This is a genomic window from Methylocystis silviterrae, assembly GCF_013350005.1.
In the GTDB taxonomy this organism is placed as follows: Bacteria; Pseudomonadota; Alphaproteobacteria; order Rhizobiales; family Beijerinckiaceae; genus Methylocystis; species Methylocystis silviterrae.
The window spans coordinates 258105-274929 of the sequence record NZ_JABVWW010000004.1; the positions used below are offsets into that span (position 1 = coordinate 258105).

The 16825-nt window shown below is 64.0% G+C and carries 10 protein-coding genes; all 10 read left to right on the forward strand.

Annotated elements, in window-relative coordinates:
• The first annotated feature begins 52 nt into the window (after positions 1–52).
• Entirely contained in the window at positions 53–820 is a 768-nt protein-coding gene (locus tag HUN39_RS06580) for a M48 family metallopeptidase (protein WP_175093748.1), read from the forward strand.
• The gene (locus HUN39_RS06585; protein ID WP_175093658.1) at positions 817–1344 is read left to right on the forward strand and encodes a DUF3280 domain-containing protein; all 528 of its coding nucleotides are present in this window, start codon (positions 817–819) and stop codon (positions 1342–1344) included. Before HUN39_RS06580 ends, HUN39_RS06585 begins: the two co-directional genes overlap by 4 nt.
• Positions 1345–1359: 15 nt before the next feature.
• Complete coding sequence (locus HUN39_RS06590) at positions 1360–2352, forward strand: bifunctional enoyl-CoA hydratase/phosphate acetyltransferase (protein ID WP_232365951.1); 993 nt, start codon at positions 1360–1362, stop codon at positions 2350–2352.
• Positions 2353–2632: 280 nt separating this feature from the next.
• On the forward strand, positions 2633–3712 hold the full coding sequence (pheS, locus tag HUN39_RS06595; protein WP_175093659.1) for a phenylalanine--tRNA ligase subunit alpha: 1080 nt from the start codon (positions 2633–2635) through the stop codon (positions 3710–3712).
• Positions 3713–3903: 191 nt separating this feature from the next.
• Positions 3904–6318: a phenylalanine--tRNA ligase subunit beta gene (gene pheT / locus HUN39_RS06600; RefSeq protein WP_175093660.1), complete on the forward strand. Its 2415-nt coding sequence runs from the start codon at positions 3904–3906 to the stop codon at positions 6316–6318.
• 92 nt (positions 6319–6410) lie between these two features.
• The gene (locus tag HUN39_RS06605; RefSeq protein ID WP_232365952.1) at positions 6411–6707 is read left to right on the forward strand and encodes a hypothetical protein; all 297 of its coding nucleotides are present in this window, start codon (positions 6411–6413) and stop codon (positions 6705–6707) included.
• A gap of 500 nt (positions 6708–7207) precedes the next feature.
• Entirely contained in the window at positions 7208–7723 is a 516-nt protein-coding gene (gene rplJ, locus HUN39_RS06610) for a 50S ribosomal protein L10 (RefSeq protein WP_175093662.1), read from the forward strand.
• Between the two features lie 42 nt (positions 7724–7765).
• A complete protein-coding gene (gene rplL / locus HUN39_RS06615) occupies positions 7766–8143 on the forward strand; it encodes a 50S ribosomal protein L7/L12 (RefSeq protein ID WP_175093663.1) in 378 nt (125 codons plus the stop codon).
• Between the two features lie 181 nt (positions 8144–8324).
• Positions 8325–12464 (forward strand): DNA-directed RNA polymerase subunit beta, encoded by a 4140-nt coding sequence (gene rpoB, locus HUN39_RS06620; protein WP_175093664.1) that lies wholly within the window; start codon positions 8325–8327, stop codon positions 12462–12464.
• Positions 12465–12621: 157 nt separating this feature from the next.
• A complete protein-coding gene (gene rpoC / locus HUN39_RS06625) occupies positions 12622–16803 on the forward strand; it encodes a DNA-directed RNA polymerase subunit beta' (RefSeq protein ID WP_175093665.1) in 4182 nt (1393 codons plus the stop codon).
• Positions 16804–16825: the final 22 nt, after the last annotated feature.

Below are 16825 nucleotides of genomic sequence, written 5' to 3' on the forward strand. Positions count from 1 at the left end.
CCGCAATTTTGGAACTCGCGACTCATATGGCCTTTGCGCTAGCATGAGCGCTATGCTTCGACTCCTGCGCGAAGGACCGGCGCCAACTGGCGGCGCGTCGATTCTCACATTGGTCCACGCCGGCGAAACGATCCTCGTCGCTTTGCGTCGGTCACAGAATGCGCGGCGATTCACTTTGCGCGTGCGCTTCGCCGCACGCGATGCGGTGTTGACGATGCCGAAGCGGGCGTCGTTGCGCGATGCGAGAGATTTCGCTCAGCGCCACGCCGCCTGGCTCGCTTCGCGTCTCGACAGGCTTCCTGCAACCATTCCTTTCGCGCATGGTTCGGTCGCGCCTCTTCGCGGCATCGATCATATGATCGCCCATCATCCGGACCGCCGCGGGGTCACCTGGATCGAGCCAAGAGACGACGCTGAGGCTCCCTTCGCGCTTTGCGTCGCCGGTCAGACCGAACATGTGCACCGCCGCGTTCAGGACTATTTGAAGCGGGAGGCGCGGCGCGACCTTGAGGAGGCGGTCGCCCGTCATACCGGCGCGCTCAGTCTGCCGCCCCGCGGCGTCGGCCTGCGCGATCCGATCAGCCGATGGGGATCGTGTTCGGCCTCCGGCTCGCTGAACTTTTCCTGGCGGCTGATCATGGCGCCGCCGTTCGTGCTCGATTACCTCGCCGCCCACGAGGTCGCGCATCTCGTGCATCTCGACCATTCGCCGCGATTTTGGAAGCTGACGCGGCGGCTCTGCGCCGACACGGATCACGCCGAAGCCTGGCTCTCCGCCCATGGCGCGCACCTTCACAAATATGGAGCCAAGCCGCGATGATCGACCGCCGCCGCCTGCTCGGATTCGCCCTGCTCCTGACCCTGCCGCTGTCGCAAGCCGCGTCGGCGCTGGCCGAAGAGCCGCGCAACCGGCTGCTCGTTCTCGATTTCGAGCTGGTCGACACGTCAAACGAGCCTGTCGACCAAAGCGCCGAACATGCAAAAAGACTGGCGCGGGCGCGTGACGACATCGGCGCGGGACTCGCCGCGCGGCGCGTCTATGAGGTCGTCGACCGAGCCCCGATCGCGGCGGATCTCGACGCGATCTTGAAACAAACCTACATTCGCACCTGCAACGGCTGCGAATTGTCGCTTGCCCGCAAGGCCGGGGCCGATCTCGTTCTGACGGGCGTCGTCAATAAAGTCAGCACGCTGATCCTCAGCATGGGCGTTTCAATCGCGCGCGTTTCGACGGGCGAGCTGATCTATCATCAGGGGTTCGATTTTCGCGGCGATAATGATCAATCCTGGGCGCGCGCGACGAAATTCTTCGTCGATCGCATCGCCCGCGATCCGCCGAATTGAGCGAAGGAGGCCCGTATGAGCCAGAGCGCTGGCTGTGAACCGACGGCGACGTCGCGCCCGCCCTGGTCCATGGTGGCGCAAGCCCGCACGCGCGGCGCCTTGCTTGACGCGCTGGTGCGTCGGGCGCAGGCGCTGCCGCCCATCCGCATGGGCGTCATCCATCCTTGCGACGCGCGCTCGGTCGAAGGCGCGATCGCCGCGCGCGACAAAGGGCTGATCGTCCCGACTCTCATCGGACCACGAGCGAAGATCGAGGCGGCCGCGCGCGCGAGCGGCGTCTCGCTCGAAGGCGTCGAGATCGTCGACGCGCCACACAGCCACGCCGCCGCCGATCAAGCGGTGGAGCTCGTGCGCCGCGGCCGGCTGCATGCCCTGATGAAAGGCGCGCTGCACACGGACGAGCTGATGACCGCGGTCATACGCGACGGGGCCGGCCTGCGCACGGACCGGCGGATCAGCCATGTCTTTGTGATCGACGCGCCGTATTATCACAAGTTGCTGCTCGTCACCGACGCCGCGATCAACATTGCGCCGACGCTCGACACAAAGCGCGACATCGTGCGCAACGCCGTCGATCTCGCGCATGCGATCGGCATCGAGCGTCCCAAAGTGGCGCTGCTTTCGGCCGTGGAGACGGTCGAGGGGAAAATCCCGTCGACGATCGAAGCGGCGGCGCTCTGCAAGATGGCCGACCGCGGCCAGATCGCCGGCGCCGAGCTTGACGGACCGCTGGCCTTCGACAACGCCATCTCGCGCGAAGCGGCCGACGCCAAGCACATTGAGTCCAAGGTCGCCGGCGACGCGGACATTCTGGTCGCGCCCGATCTCGAGGCAGGCAATATTTTGGCGAAGCAGCTCGTGTTCCTGGGCGGCGCCGATACGGCGGGGCTGGTCCTCGGCGCGCGCGTCCCGATCGTGCTGACGAGCCGCGCCGACGACGTCGATTCGCGCGTCGTCTCTTCGGCGCTGGCGCAGATTTTCACGCATCGGCCGCGCGCCGCGCCGTAGAGCGCGCTGCGAATAAGTGGAACCCGGTTTTTCGCGCAAAGCGGGCGCGCCCAAATGCAGCGCGATCTGTCGTTCTCGACAGATCGCCCTCCGCGTGGCAGAACGCGGCGCAAGATTTCCCGAAAAGGGCGGCTGACCTTCGCCCGCATGCTTCGAGACGGCTCCTGCGGCGCCTCCTCAGCATGAGGGCGCAAGCGGCGCGCTTTACGTTTCCTCATCCTGAGGAGCCCGCGGAGCGGGCGTCTCGACGGACGAGGAAACGTCCACATTAGAAACCAATATGACCGACCTCGCCAAACTCGAAGAAGACACGCTGCGCCAGATCGACGAGGCCGCCGACGAGGCGGCGCTCGAAGCCGTGCGCCTCTCCTCGCTCGGCAAGAAGGGCGCGATTTCGGCGCTGCTCGCAACGCTGGGCAAAATGTCGCCCGAGGACCGCAAGACCGAGGGCGCGAAGATCAACGCGCTGAAAGACAAGGCGGCCGAGGCGATCGCCGCGCGGCGCGAACAGCTTGCCGAAGCGGCTTTGGAGACGCGCCTTGCGGCCGAGACGCTCGATATGACGCTGCCTGCGCCGGCGGGACCGCTGGAGCGCGGTCGCATCCATCCGATTTCGCAGGTCACGGACGAGCTCTCCATCATCTTTGCCGATATGGGCTTTGCGGTCGCCGAGGGGCCGGACATCGAGAGCGACGACTATAATTTCACCAAGCTCAACTTCCCGGAGGGGCATCCGGCGCGGGAGATGCAGGACACGTTCTTTCTGACCGCCGAGTCAGGAGAGAAGCGGCTGCTGCGCACCCATACGAGCCCGGTGCAGGTGCGCACCATGCTGTCGCAGACGCCGCCGATCCGGGTCATCTGCCCGGGCCGGGTCTATCGCTGCGACTTCGACCAGACGCATACGCCGATGTTCCATCAGATCGAAGGACTCGTCATCGATGAGACGACGCATCTCGGGCATCTCAAATGGACGCTCGAAGAATTTTTAAGGAGCTTCTTCGAGGTGAAGGGCGTCAAGCTGCGCTTTCGTCCCTCCTTCTTCCCCTTCACCGAGCCCTCGATGGAGGTCGACGTTCAGTGCCGGCGCCAGGGCGGCGAAATCCGCTTCGGCGAGGGCGAAGACTGGATGGAGATTCTGGGCTGCGGCATGGTGCATCCCAATGTGCTGAGAAATTGCGGGATCGATCCCGACCGCTATCAGGGTTTCGCCTTCGGAGTCGGCGTCGACCGCCTCGCCATGCTCAAATATGGCATGTCGGATCTACGCGCCTTTTTCGACGCCGACACGCGCTGGCTGGAGCACTATGGGTTCAGGCCGCTCGATTTCCCGACGCTGGCGGGCGGATTGAGCGGTTAGCAACAACCTCGCGGCGTCATGGCCGGGCTTGTCCCGGCCATCCACGCAAAGATCACCAGTCATAGAGACACGAAGCAAATGACGCCGCTCACTTTCATTATTCCGCAGCCTCACGGCGTGGATGCCCGCGACAAGCGCGGGCATGACGCGCCCTTGGCGCCGGCGCTCGACAACTTCAAAGTTCTCAACAAATGAAACTCACCCTCTCCTGGCTCAAGGAACATCTCGACACGTCGGCTTCGCTCAGCGAGATCGTCGAGACGCTGACGCGCATCGGCCTTGAAGTCGAATATGTGCACGACCCCGCCGCGCAACTTAAAGACTTCACCATCGCGCAAGTGATCGAGGCGAAGCCGCATCCAAACGCCGACCGTTTGCGGGTCTGCATGGTCGACACGGGGAGCGGCGCGCCCGTGCAGGTGGTCTGCGGCGCGCCGAACGCGCGCACCGGCATGAAGAGCGTCTTTTCAGCGCCAGGGACATACATTCCCGGAAAGAAGATCACGCTCGGCAAGGGCGTCATCCGCGGCGTCGAATCGCTCGGCATGCTGTGCTCTGCGGCCGAACTCGAACTTTCCAACGATCATGAAGGCATCATTGATCTGCCGGAAGACGCGCCGGTCGGCGCCGTCTATGCGCAATGGGCCAGGCTCGACGATCCCATTATCGAGATCAATCTGACGCCGAACCGGCCGGACGCCGCCGGCGTCTACGGCATCGCGCGCGACCTCGCGGCGGCGGAGCTCGGCGTCCTTAAGACCAAGGACATTGCGCCCGTTGAGGGTGAATTCCCCTGCCCCGTCGGCGTGACGCTGGACTTCGCGCAAGAAGACAAATATCTCGCGCCCTTCTTCGGCCTGCGTCTCGTGCGCGGCGTCAAGAACGGACCCAGCCCCGCCTGGCTGCAGGCGCGCTTACGCGAAATCGGCCTTCGCCCGATCAACGCTCTGGTCGACATCACCAATTTTCTCACCTTCGACCGCGCTCGGCCGTTGCATGTCTTCGACGCGAAAAAGGTGAAGGGCGATCTCGTCGTGCGCCGCGCGAAGATGGGCGAGACGCTGCTCGCCCTCGACGGACGGACCTATGAACTCGACGAGAGCATGGTCGTCATCTGCGACGACAACGGGCCGGAATCGCTTGCGGGCGTCATGGGCGGCGAGGCCTCAGGCTGCGATGACTCGACGACCGACGTGCTGATCGAAACGGCGCTGTGGGACCCGATGAATATCGCGCACACCGGCCGCAAGCTCGGCATTGTCACCGACGCGCGCTACCGTTTCGAGCGCGGCGTCGATCCGGCCTTTGCGCTGCCGGGGATCGAGCTTGCGACGCAGCTCGTGCTGGAATTCTGCGGCGGCGAGCCGTCCGAACTCACGCTCGCGGGCGAACTGCCGCTGCTCTCGCGCGCCATCAATTTTCCCTGGAGCGAAACCAAGCGGCTCACGGGTATCGACGCGCCGCGTGAAGACGCGGCGAAGATTCTCGAGCGCCTCGGCTTCAGCGTCGAGAGCGCCGGCGCCGACATCGCCCATGTCGCCGCGCCGAGCTGGCGTCCGGATATCGAGGGCAAGGCGGACATCGTTGAGGAAGTCGTGCGCATGATCGGCGTCGACAATGTGCCCTCAACGCCGCTGCCGCGCGCCGAGGGCGTCGCGCCGCCCGTGCTGACGATGATGCAGAAACGCGCCCGCAACGCCCGCCGCGCGCTCGCCAGCCAGGGCCTCGTCGAGGCGGTGACGTGGTCCTTCGTCTCCAAGGAGCAGGCGGAGGCGTTTGGCGGCGGCAAGCCGTCGCTGGCGCTCGCCAATCCGATCGCCGCCGATCTTTCCGACATGCGGCCGAGCCTGTTGCCGGGCCTCGTCGCGGCCGCCGGCCGCAACGCCGCTCGGGGGCTTGGCGATCAAAACCTGTTCGAAGTCGGCCAGATCTTCTTCGACGCCGCCGATACCGGCCAGCGCCTCGCAGCGGCGGGCGTGCGGCGCGGCCTCGCCGGCGCAGGCCGTCACTGGTCGGCGCCGGCGCGCGAGGCCGCCGCCTTCGACGCCAAGGCCGACGCCATCGCGCTGCTGAATGCGCTCGGCGTCGCTGCCGGCGGCTTGCAGATCGTTTCCGGCGGGCCGGCGTGGTTTCATCCCGGCCGCTCGGCGACGCTGCAATTCGGGCCGAAGAACATCGTCGGCCATGTCGGCGAATTGCATCCGCGCGCGCTGAAAATCATGGATGTCGAGGGGCCGGTCGCGGCGTTCGAGATCATTCTCGACGCGCTTCCCGCCCCCAAGGCGAAGCCGACGAAGATCAAGCCGAAGCTGGAGATTTCCGATCTCCAGCCGGTTTCGCGCGATTTCGCCTTCATCGTCGATCGCACAGCGGCGGCCGGCGATCTGGTGAAGGCGGCGCAGGGCGCCGACCGGACCCTGATCGCCGATGTCTCCGTTTTCGACGTCTATGAGGGCAAGGGCGTCCCAGAGGGCAGAAAATCGATCGGCCTCGCCGTCACGCTGCAGCCGCGTGAAAGGACCCTAACGGACGCGGAAATCGAGACGGTGGCGCAGAAGATCGTGGCGGAGGCGCAAAAGAAATGCGGCGCGACGCTGAGGGGATGAGCCGCCGTCATCTCCAGCGCCATGAAGCCGTCCAAAGCCGTGAAGCGGCCGCTGGATGGCTTTTTCGCGAAGCTCCTCGTCACGGCTTGACCGTGGCGGTTGCGGCATTCCTTGCTGTCCTCGCTGCTCCGGCGCTCGCCGCGCCGCGAAGCATCGACGATTGCGAAGCGATCAAGGAGGCGGACGCCTATAACCGCTGCCTCGCCTCCTTCGGGCCGATGCGCGGCCAGCATGGGGCGACCTATCCCGGCGTCGCCAGCGAGGGCGGCCACAGCGGAAAAGCTTCGGGCCGCAGCGTCTCTCGTCCCGCGTCGCGCTCCGGGCGCGCCGAGCTTTCGCGCGGGCGCGGCGGCCGCGTGCGGATGGAGTTCACGCCGGGGCGGCGGTAACGCCGCTGAACTGGGTGAGAAACATCGTTTTCCCTCTTGGCAAACCGCTCCACTCCCCTTAAATAGACGATCCGGGGCTGGCCAATCGACGTGCGGCCCCATTTTCAGATTTGAGCTTCCGCCTCGACCCAAGCCGCTACAGGACTTAGGAAAAGGCGGTGGATAGGCCGGCGGACCCGGGGGTTCTCCCTCGTGTCCCGTCCGGCCATGTCCTGTCCGAGACTGCCGGCGCACGCAAGGGGTTTCAACCCTGTAGCGGCTCAATCGGCCCAAGGGAAGGCGGAGCGATCCGTCGTCTTGAAGGCGGCCTGCACAGACGGGGAAACCGGAATTTTAAAGGCCGCAAGCGGGCTTCCCGCGAGCGTCCTTCGAATTTGGTTCGCGCCCCTTCAACCGCCGCGGCGTTGCGCCGTGACGGGGACAGGATCTACGGCGTCGCTCGCCTCAAGCGAGCGGCATGTCGCAACCGGCGGGATTCCCGCCAGTTAGAGAGAGCAACCGTGGACAGAGCGGAGAAAAAGGAAGCGGTCGCGGCGTTGCGCGAAGTCTTTTCGAAGACCGGCGTCGTCGTCGTCGCTCACTACTCCGGCCTGACCGTGGCCCAGCTGCAAAACCTGCGCAAGCAGGCTCGCAATGCTGGCGCGACGGTCCAGGTCGCGAAAAACCGCCTCGCCAAGATCGCTCTCGATGGCGCCGACGTCGCCTCCATCGCGCCCCTGCTCAAGGGGCCGACCCTGATCGCCTATTCAGACGATCCGGTGGCGGCGCCGAAAGTCGCCGTGGCCTTCGCTAAGGACAACAGCAAGTTTGTCATCCTCGGCGGCGCCATGGGCAAGACTGCTCTGAATCCGGACAGCGTCAAGTCGCTTGCGACGATGCCGTCCCTCGACGAACTGCGCGCCAAGCTCGTGGGCCTCATCCAGGCGCCCGCGACCAAGATCGCTCAGCTCTCGACCGCGCCAGCCGCCAAGCTCGCGCGCGTCTTCGGAGCCTACGCCAATCGAGACGCGGCCTAAGAGGCCGAGAACCAGACAAACCAAATTCAAAGGACGCAACAAATGGCAAATCTCGAAAAGATCGTCGAAGACCTCTCGGCGCTGACCGTCCTCGAGGCGGCTGAACTCGCGAAGCTCCTCGAAGAGAAGTGGGGCGTTTCCGCCGCCGCAGCCGTCGCCGTCGCCGCCGCTCCGGGCGCCGCCGCCGCCGCGCCGGTCGCGGAAGAGAAGACCGAGTTCAACGTGATCCTGGCCGCGACCGGCGAGAAGAAGATCGAGGTCATCAAGGAGGTCCGCGCGATCACCGGCCTCGGCCTGAAGGAAGCCAAGGACCTGGTCGAAGGCGCGCCCAAGCCCATCAAGGAAGGCGTGAGCAAGGACGAGGCCGAGAAGATCAAGGCCGCTCTCGAAAAGGTCGGCGCCAAGATCGAACTCAAGTAATTGCCGCCGCCTTTGGCGGCGTCGCGATCGTCGCAGCCCCGGCGCGCCGGGGCTGCGGCCAATGATAAAAGAAGGCGCTCACGGACGCGGGAATCACGCCGCAATGACGAGCGCTTGACGGGCAAAGGACCTCTCGCAGCGGGACGGTCGGCCCAACGAAGAAAGAGGCTCGAAAAGCGACATGGCTCAGACGTCGGCGAGAAAGTTCACCGGTCGCAAGCGCATCCGCAAATTCTTCGGACATATCCGCGAAGCGGCGGAAATGCCGAATCTGATCGAGGTCCAAAAGGCCTCCTACGATCAGTTCCTCCTTGTCGACGAGCCCAAAGGCGGCCGTCCTGACGAGGGGTTGCAGTCCGTCTTCAAGTCCGTCTTTCCGATCTCCGACTTCTCGCAGGTCTCCCTGCTCGAATTCGTGCGCTACGAGTTCGAACAGCCCAAATATGACGTCGACGAGTGCCGCCAGCGCGGCATGACCTACGCTGCGCCGCTCAAGGTGACGCTGCGCCTCATCGTATTCGACGTCGATCCCGATACGCAGGCGAAGTCGGTCAAGGACATCAAGGAGCAGGACGTCTACATGGGCGACATGCCCTTCATGACGTCGAACGGCACCTTCGTCGTCAACGGCACCGAGCGCGTCATCGTCTCGCAGATGCATCGCTCGCCGGGCGTGTTCTTCGACCACGACAAGGGCAAGAGCCATTCTTCGGGCAAGCTGCTTTTCGCCGCCCGCATCATTCCCTATCGCGGATCCTGGCTCGACATCGAGTTCGACGCCAAGGACATCGTCTATGCGCGCATCGACCGCCGCCGCAAGATTCCGGTGACGTCGCTCCTGTTCGCGCTCGGCCTCGACGGCGAAGAGATTCTGTCGACGTTCTACAAGACGATCCTTTACACGCAGGACGGCGAGAACTGGCGCATGCCGTTCGACGCCGAGCGCATCAAGGGCGTGAAGGCCGTCGCCGATATGGTCGACGCCGACACGGGCCAGGTGATTCTCGAAGCCGGCAAGAAGCTCGCCGTGCGCGCCGCGCGCCAACTCGCCGAGAAGGGCGTGAAGGCGATCCGAGTCGCGCCCGAAGAGCTCTACGGCCAATATCTCGCGCAGGACCTCTTCGACCCCGCCACCGGCGAGATCTTCGCCGAAGCGGGCGACGAGATCACTGTGAAGACGCTGCCGTTGCTGATCGAAAAGGGCTTCGACGAGCTGCCGGTGCTCGACATCGACCACATCAATATCGGCCCCTACATCCGCAATACGCTCGCCGTCGACAAGAACTCGATCCGCGAAGAGGCGCTGTTCGACATCTACCGCGTGATGCGCCCGGGCGAGCCGCCGACGATGGACACGGCGGAAAACATGTTCCACTCGCTGTTCTTCGATCCGGAGCGCTATGACCTCTCGGCCGTCGGCCGCGTGAAGATGAACATGCGCCTCGATCTCGACGCGCCGGACACGACGCGGACGCTGCGCCGCGAGGACATCCTCGCGGTCGTCAAGGCGCTCGTCGATCTGCGCGATGGTCGCGGCGAAATCGACGACATCGACCATCTCGGCAACCGCCGGGTGCGCTCGGTCGGCGAGCTGATGGAGAATCAGTATCGCCTCGGCCTGCTGCGTATGGAGCGCGCCATCAAGGAGCGCATGTCGTCGGTCGACATCGACACGGTCATGCCGCAGGACCTGATCAACGCCAAGCCGGCGGCGGCGGCCGTGCGCGAATTCTTCGGTTCGTCGCAGCTGTCGCAGTTCATGGACCAGACCAATCCGCTGTCGGAGATCACGCATAAGCGTCGTCTCTCGGCGCTTGGTCCGGGCGGACTGACCCGTGAAAGAGCGGGCTTCGAGGTGCGCGACGTGCACCCGACGCATTACGGCCGCATCTGTCCGATCGAGACGCCGGAAGGTCCGAACATCGGCCTGATCAATTCGCTCGCGACCTTCGCCCGCGTCAATAAATACGGCTTCATCGAAGCGCCGTATCGCCGCGTGCGCGACAGCAAGGTGACGGGCGAAGTCGCCTATCTGTCGGCGATGGAGGAAGCGAAATATCACGTCGCTCAGGCGAACGCGCAAGTCGACAAGGACGGCAATCTGACGGAAGACCTCGTGCTCTGCCGTCACGCCGGCGACGTCATGCTCGTGCCGCGCGAGAAAGTCGACGCGATGGACGTGTCGCCCAAGCAGCTCGTGTCGGTGGCCGCGGCGCTCATTCCGTTCCTTGAGAACGATGACGCCAACCGGGCGCTGATGGGTTCGAACATGCAGCGTCAGGCCGTGCCGCTCGTCAAGGCCGACGCGCCGCTCGTCGGCACCGGCATGGAGGCGATCGTGGCGCGCGACTCCGGCGCCGCCATCTCGGCGCGCCGCACCGGCGTCGTCGACCAGATCGACGCGACCCGTATCGTCATCCGGGCGACCGAAGAGCTTGATCCGGGCAAGCCCGGCGTCGACATCTATCGGCTGATGAAGTTCCAGCGCTCGAACCAGTCGACCTGCATCAACCAGAAGCCGCTCGTTCGCGTCGGCGATCTTGTGGTGAAGGGCGACATCATCGCCGACGGTCCGTCGACCGACCTTGGCGATCTGGCGCTCGGACGCAATGTGCTCGTCGCCTTTATGCCTTGGAACGGCTACAACTTCGAGGACTCGATCCTCCTGAACGAGCGCATCGTCAAGGACGACGTGTTCACCTCCATTCACATCGATGAATTCGAGGTGATGGCGCGCGACACGAAGCTCGGTCCGGAAGAAATCACCCGCGATATTCCCAACGTCTCGGAAGAGACGCTGAAGAATCTCGACGAGGCGGGGATCGTCTATATCGGCGCCGAAGTGCAGGCGGGCGACATCCTCGTCGGCAAGATCACGCCCAAGGGCGAAAGCCCGATGACGCCGGAAGAGAAGCTCCTGCGCGCCATCTTTGGCGAAAAGGCCTCCGACGTGCGCGACACGTCGCTGCGCGTGCCGCCGGGCGTTCAGGGAACGATCGTCGAGGTGCGCGTCTTCAATCGCCACGGCGTTGAGAAGGACGAGCGCGCCCAGGCGATCGAACGCGAGGAGATCGAGCGTCTGGCCAAGGACCGCGACGACGAGCTCGCGATTCTGGACCGCAACGTCTATACGCGTCTCTGCGAAACGCTGATCGGCAAGGTCGGCATCGCCGGCCCGAAGTCGTTCAGGAAGGGCGAGAAGCTGACTCAGGCGATCCTCGACGAATATCCCCGCTCGCAGTGGTGGACCTTCGTCGTCGAGGACGACGCGCTGATGGGGTCGATCGAAGCCGTGCGCAAGCAATATGACGAGTCGAAGAAGGGGCTTGAGAACCGCTTCCTCGACAAGGTCGAAAAATTGCAGCGCGGCGACGAACTGCCGCCCGGCGTGATGAAGATGGTCAAAGTCTTCGTCGCGGTGAAGCGCAAAATCCAACCCGGCGACAAGATGGCCGGCCGTCACGGCAACAAGGGCGTCGTTTCGCGCATCGTGCCGCAGGAAGACATGCCGTTCTTAGAGGACGGCACGCCTGTCGACATCGTGCTCAATCCGCTCGGCGTGCCGAGCCGGATGAACGTCGGACAGATTCTCGAGACGCATCTCGGCTGGGCCTGCGCCGGTCTCGGCAAGCAGGTCGGCCAGGCGGTCGACGCTTACTATCGCAGCAGAGACAGCAAGCCTTTGCGCAAAGCGTTGACCGAAATCTACGGCGACGATCCGGAGCTCGCCTCGCTCGACGAGACGAGCCTTGTGGAAGTCGGCAAGGATTTGAAGCGCGGAGTTCCGATCGCGACGCCGGTGTTCGACGGCGCGCGCGAGAAGGACATCGTCGACATGCTGGAGAAGGCGGGCCTGGCCTCGTCAGGTCAGGTGAGGCTCTTCGACGGACGCACCGGCGAGACCTTCGACCGTAAGGTGACCGTCGGCTACATCTATATGCTGAAGCTGCACCATCTCGTCGACGACAAGATCCACGCGCGCTCCATCGGCCCCTACTCGCTCGTCACCCAGCAGCCGCTGGGCGGTAAGGCGCAGTTCGGCGGTCAGCGCTTCGGCGAAATGGAGGTCTGGGCGCTCGAAGCCTATGGCGCCGCGTACACGCTGCAGGAGATGCTGACCGTGAAGTCGGACGACGTCGCCGGCCGCACCAAGGTCTATGAGTCGATCGTGCGCGGCGACGACACGTTCGAATCAGGCATTCCGGAAAGCTTCAACGTGCTCATCAAGGAGATGCGCTCGCTGGCGCTGAACGTCGAACTGACCAACGCGGAGCCGGAAGAAGAAGAAGCGCCGCCGACGGCAGTCGAGGCGGCGGAGTAATCCCTGCCGATGAAGCTGCAGAACGTCATTGCGAGCGAAGCGAAGCAATCCTGGATTGCTTCGCCGTTTCGCTTTTCGCGGTGACGGCCTGAATAAGGATTTCACGGCGCGCGGAATAAGGCTCGAAGCCGCATTCGCAGCGCCCTAGGAGAAGACCATGAATCAGCAAGAGGTCATGAATCTCTTCAATCCGGTCGTGGCGACGCAGGCCTTCGACCAGATTCAGATTTCGATCGCCAGCCCGGAGAAGATTCTTTCCTGGTCTTACGGCGAGATCAAAAAGCCAGAGACGATCAACTACCGCACGTTCAAGCCAGAGCGCGACGGACTGTTCTGCGCGCGCATCTTTGGTCCGATCAAGGACTATGAGTGCCTGTGCGGCAAATATAAGCGGATGAAATACAAGGGCGTCATTTGCGAGAAGTGCGGCGTCGAGGTCACCCTCGCGCGCGTGCGGCGTGACCGCATGGGCCACATCTCGCTCGCCGCGCCCGTCGCCCACATCTGGTTTCTGAAGTCGCTGCCCTCGCGCATCGGCCTGTTGCTCGACATGACGCTCAAGGATCTTGAGCGAATCCTCTATTTCGAGTCGTATATCGTCCTCGACGCGGGCCTGACGCCGCTCAAAGAGCGTCAGTTGCTGTCGGAAGACGAATATATGCGCGCGCAGGACGAATATGGCCAAGACACGTTCACGGCCATGATCGGTGCGGAAGCGATCCGCAAGCTTCTTGAGTCGATGGACCTGGAAGCGATCGCCGCGTCGCTGCGCATCGAGATCTCCGAAGCGAAGACCGAGCTCAAGCCCAAGAAGCTGGCGAAGCGCCTCAAGATCATCGAGGCTTTCCTCCAGTCGGGCAACCGCCCCGAATGGATGATCCTCAAGGAAGTCCCGGTCATTCCGCCGGATCTGCGTCCGCTCGTGCCGCTGGACGGCGGCCGCTTCGCGACCTCGGATTTGAACGATCTCTACCGCCGCGTCATCAACCGCAACAATCGTCTGAAGCGGCTGATCGAATTGCGCGCGCCGGACATCATCATCCGTAACGAGAAGCGCATGTTGCAGGAGGCCGTCGACGCGCTGTTCGACAATGGCCGCCGCGGACGGGTGATCACGGGCGCCAACAAGCGTCCGCTGAAGTCGCTCGCCGACATGCTGAAGGGCAAGCAGGGCCGCTTCCGTCAGAACCTCTTGGGCAAGCGCGTCGATTATTCCGGCCGCTCGGTGATCGTCGTCGGCCCGGAGCTGAAGCTGCATCAGTGCGGCCTGCCCAAGAAGATGGCGCTCGAGCTGTTCAAGCCCTTCATCTATTCGCGTCTCGACGCCAAGGGCTATTCGGCGACCGTCAAACAGGCGAAGAAGCTTGTCGAAAAGGAAAAGCCGGAAGTCTGGGACATCCTCGACGAGGTCATTCGCGAGCATCCGGTGCTGCTGAATCGCGCGCCGACTCTGCACCGTCTCGGCATTCAGGCGTTCGAGCCCGTGCTGATCGAGGGCAAGGCGATCCAGCTGCATCCGCTCGTCTGCGCCGCCTTCAACGCCGACTTCGACGGCGACCAGATGGCTGTTCACGTGCCGCTGTCGCTTGAAGCGCAGCTCGAAGCGCGCGTGCTGATGATGTCGACGAACAACATCTTGCACCCGGCCAATGGTCAGCCGATCATCGTGCCGTCGCAGGATATCGTTCTCGGCCTCTATTATCTCACGCTCGAGCGCGACGGCGAACCCGGACAGGGGATGGCGTTCGCGAGCCAGGGTGAGATCGAGCACGCGATCGCCGCCAAGGCGGTCACGCTCCACACCAAGATCAAGGGCCGCGCCTGGACCTATGATGAGAAGGGCAAGCGCGTATCGAAGATTTTCGACACGACGCCCGGCCGCATGATGCTCGGCCAGCTGATGCCGAGGCACGACAAGATTCCCTTCGACGTCGTCAACAGACTGATGACCAAGAAGGAAATCTCGAACATGATCGACACCGTCTACCGCAACTGCGGTCAGAAGGAGACGGTCATCTTCTGCGACCGCATCATGTCGCTTGGCTTCCGCGAAGCCTTCAAGGCGGGAATCTCCTTCGGCAAGGACGACATGGTCGTGCCGGAAAACAAGGAGGCGATCGTCTCCGAGACGCGCGCGGCGGCCAAGGAATATGAGCAGCAATATAACGACGGCCTGATCACCCAGGGCGAAAAATACAACAAGGTCGTCGACGCCTGGATGAAGTGCACCGACAAGCTCGCCGAGGAAATGATGCAGCGCATCTCGTCGGTGAGCAAAGACGAGCATGGCCGCGACATGCCGATCAACTCGATCTATATGATGTCGCATTCCGGCGCGCGCGGCTCGCCGCAGCAGATGAAGCAGCTCGCGGCGATGCGCGGACTGATGGCCAAGCCCTCGGGCGAGATCATCGAGAGCCCGATCATCTCGAACTTCAAGGAGGGCCTCACCGTCCTTGAATACTTCAACTCCACGCACGGCGCCCGCAAGGGTCTCGCCGACACGGCGTTGAAGACGGCGAACTCAGGCTATCTCACGCGCCGCCTCGTTGACGTCGCGCAGGATTCCATCATCTCGTCGACCGACTGCGGCTCGCAGAACGGCATCCGCATGCGCGCGATCATCGACGCGGGACAGGTCGTCGCCTCGCTGACGTCGCGCATCCTCGGCCGCACCGCGGCGGAGGCTCTGATGTCGCAGGACGGCAAGACCGTGATCGTGCCGGCCGGCGAGATGATCCAAGAACAGCACATCGACGCGATCAACGCCGCCGGCATTCAGGAGGTGAAGATCCGCTCGGTCCTGACCTGCGAGGCCAAGAACGGCGTCTGCGGCAAGTGCTATGGACGCGATCTCGCGCGCGGCACGCCCGTCAACATGGGCGAAGCCGTCGGCGTCATCGCGGCGCAGTCGATCGGGGAGCCGGGCACGCAGCTCACCATGCGCACCTTCCATATCGGCGGCGCGGCGCAGCTGGCTGACCAGTCGTTCATCGAGTCGAACTTCGAGGGCAAGGTGCATGTGCGCAACCGCCATCTCGCCCGCAACTCGGACGGCGATCTCATCGTCATGGCGCGTAACGTCGCCATCGTGATCCTCGGCCCGAACGGCGAGGAGCGGGCGGTGAACCGCCTCCTCTATGGCGCCAAAATGAAGGTCGACGAGGGCGACAAGGTGAAGCGCGGCCAGCGACTGGCCGAGTGGGACCCTTACACGCGTCCGATCATCAGCGAAGTCGACGGCGTCATCGGCTTCGAGGAACTCGTCGAAGGGCAATCGATGTCGGAGACGGTCGACGAATCGACCGGCATCACCAAGCGCATGGTCATGGACTACCGCCTCAACCTGCGCTCGGCGAGCCTGAAGCCATCGATCCTGATCAAGGGCGCCGATGGCAAGATCGTCAAGCTGGCCCGCGGCGGCGACGCTCGCTACTTGCTGCCCGTCGACTCGATCATTGCCGTCGAACCCGGCGGCACGGTGAAGGCCGGCGACATTGTCGCGCGTATTTCGGTGGAGAGCGCCAAGACCCGCGACATCACCGGCGGTCTGCCGCGCGTCGCGGAGCTTTTCGAGGCGCGCCGTCCGAAAGATCACGCGATCATCGCGGAAATCTCCGGCACGGTCGCCTTCGGCAAGGACTACAAGAACAAGCAGCGCATCACCATCACGCCGACCGAGGAAGGCGCGGATCCGGTCGAATATCTGATCCCGAAGGGCAAGCATATCCATCTTCAGGATGGCGATGTCGTCGAGAAGGGCGATTACATCGTCGACGGCAATCCGGCGCCGCACGACATTCTGGCGATCAAGGGCGTGGAGGAGCTTGCGGCTTACCTCGTCAACGAGATCCAGGAGGTCTATCGGCTGCAGGGCGTCAACATCAACGACAAGCACATCGAAGTGATCGTGCGTCAGATGTTGCAGAAGATCGACATCGTCGATCCGGGCGACACCGGCTTCCTCGAAGGCGAGCAGGTCGACAAGCTGGAGCTCGAGGAAGCGAACGCCAAGGCGCTCGAGAATGGCGGCAAGCCTGCGCATGGCACGCCGGTGCTGCTCGGCATCACCAAGGCCTCGCTGCAGACACGCTCCTTCTTCTCGGCCGCCTCCTTCCAGGAGACGACCCGCGTCCTCACCGAGGCCGCCGTCAACGGCAAGATCGACCCGCTCGTCGGCCTCAAGGAGAACGTCATCGTCGGCCGGCTCATTCCGGCCGGCACCGGCGCTGCGATGTCCAAGTTCCGCGCCGTCGCGGGCGGGCGCGACGAACTCATCATCGAGCAGCGCGGCGCCGAAGCGGCCGAGCCTGCGCCGGCGCTGCCGCCTGCGGAATGAGATCGCCTACACACTGAGACCG

Bases quoted from the DNA above. Each gene is read 5' to 3' on its own strand.
- HUN39_RS06585 (WP_175093658.1), top strand. From the start codon at position 817: ATGATCGACCGCCGCCGCCTGCTCGGATTCGCCCTGCTCCTGACCCTG.
- rpoC (WP_175093665.1), top strand. From the start codon at position 12,622: ATGAATCAGCAAGAGGTCATGAATCTCTTCAATCCGGTCGTGGCGACG.
- HUN39_RS06580 (WP_175093748.1), top strand. From the start codon at position 53: ATGCTTCGACTCCTGCGCGAAGGACCGGCGCCAACTGGCGGCGCGTCG.
- rplL (WP_175093663.1), top strand. From the start codon at position 7,766: ATGGCAAATCTCGAAAAGATCGTCGAAGACCTCTCGGCGCTGACCGTC.
- HUN39_RS06590 (WP_232365951.1), top strand. From the start codon at position 1,360: ATGAGCCAGAGCGCTGGCTGTGAACCGACGGCGACGTCGCGCCCGCCC.
- rpoB (WP_175093664.1), top strand. From the start codon at position 8,325: ATGGCTCAGACGTCGGCGAGAAAGTTCACCGGTCGCAAGCGCATCCGC.
- pheT (WP_175093660.1), top strand. From the start codon at position 3,904: ATGAAACTCACCCTCTCCTGGCTCAAGGAACATCTCGACACGTCGGCT.
- pheS (WP_175093659.1), top strand. From the start codon at position 2,633: ATGACCGACCTCGCCAAACTCGAAGAAGACACGCTGCGCCAGATCGAC.